This is a genomic window from Vibrio sp. 1167 (genome assembly GCF_033340375.1).
GTDB classification, from domain to species: Bacteria; Pseudomonadota; Gammaproteobacteria; order Enterobacterales; family Vibrionaceae; genus Vibrio; species Vibrio alginolyticus.
In genome coordinates this window covers 1-1,057 of sequence record NZ_JAWOWK010000120.1, presented here as the reverse complement: position 1 = coordinate 1,057, position 1,057 = coordinate 1, and the positions used below count along the sequence as shown (strand labels likewise).

Sequence of the window (1,057 nt, the reverse complement as noted above, 5' to 3'; positions counted from 1 at the left end):
CCATGAGTGAAGTGTCTTTTTCAATCTTCCCATTGATTGCACTCGTACTGGCTGTACAAGCTCTTTACCAAGAGTACTTAAACAACCCGGTATCGGAAGATATTCCGTTAGTGGGCTTAGCGTGTTTCTTTGTTGGTGCCTTTGGTCACTCTGCGTTTATTAAAGCGCAATACCCAGAAGCAGGCTCAAATTTCTTCGCAATCATGGTGTCGATGATCCTATTGGCATGGATTGGTAAAAAGCTGGGTTTCATGGAAAAGAAAACTTCTGCTGAATAATTGAAAAAATTCCGACAAAAAAGCGAGCTATTGAGCTCGCTTTTTTTATGTCTTTCGCTGGTGGCTTACGCTTTACGTTCTAGTAAAACGCCGGCTTCCATGTGGTGGGTGTAAGGGAATTGGTCGAACAGAGCAAAGCGCGTCACATTGTGAGTTTCGCTTAGAATGTCCAAGTTTTCTTTTAGGGTCTCTGGATTGCAAGATATGTACATGATGCGCTCGTAACCTTGCACCATTTTGCACGTATCCACATCCATACCTGCACGTGGTGGATCGACAAAAATCGTATTGCAGTTGTAGCTCTTCAGGTCGACACCATTGTCTTTTAAACGACGGAATTCGCGCTTACCTTCCATTGCTTCTGTAAATTCTTCTGCCGACATACGGATGATTTGTACGTTGTCGATCTTGTTCGCTGCAATGTTGTATTGTGCTGATTCTACCGAAGGCTTAGCAAGCTCAGTAGCAAGTACACGGTCGAAGTTTTGCGCTAATGCTAACGAGAAGTTGCCGTTACCACAGTAAAGCTCTAGTAGGTCGCCAGTGCTTTCTTGAGTACAATCAACCGCCCATTCCAACATCTTCTCTGCTACTTTGCCATTCGGTTGGGTGAAGCTGTTTTCAACTTGCTGATAGATGTAGCTTTGGCCATTTACATCCAGTTTTTCGATCACGTAGTCACGGTCTAGGACAATCTTCATTTTACGAGCACGACCAATGATGTTTAGATTGAAGCCTTCATCATTTAAACGCTGTTTAAGGGCTTTCGCGTTTTCAAT

Annotated in this window: 2 protein-coding genes; one reads left to right on the top strand and one right to left on the bottom strand. The window is 43.6% G+C overall.

Annotated elements, in window-relative coordinates; all coding sequences use genetic code 11:
- The coding region (locus R7Z78_RS24790; RefSeq protein WP_169643736.1) for a YijD family membrane protein at positions 1–278 on the top strand (278 nt) is incomplete at its 5' end.
- Between the two features lie 65 nt (positions 279–343).
- On the opposite strand, the gene trmA is transcribed toward R7Z78_RS24790, so the two are convergent.
- Positions 344–1,057: tRNA (uridine(54)-C5)-methyltransferase TrmA (gene trmA, locus R7Z78_RS24785; RefSeq protein ID WP_169643734.1), on the bottom strand; the 714-nt coding region annotated here is incomplete at its 5' end.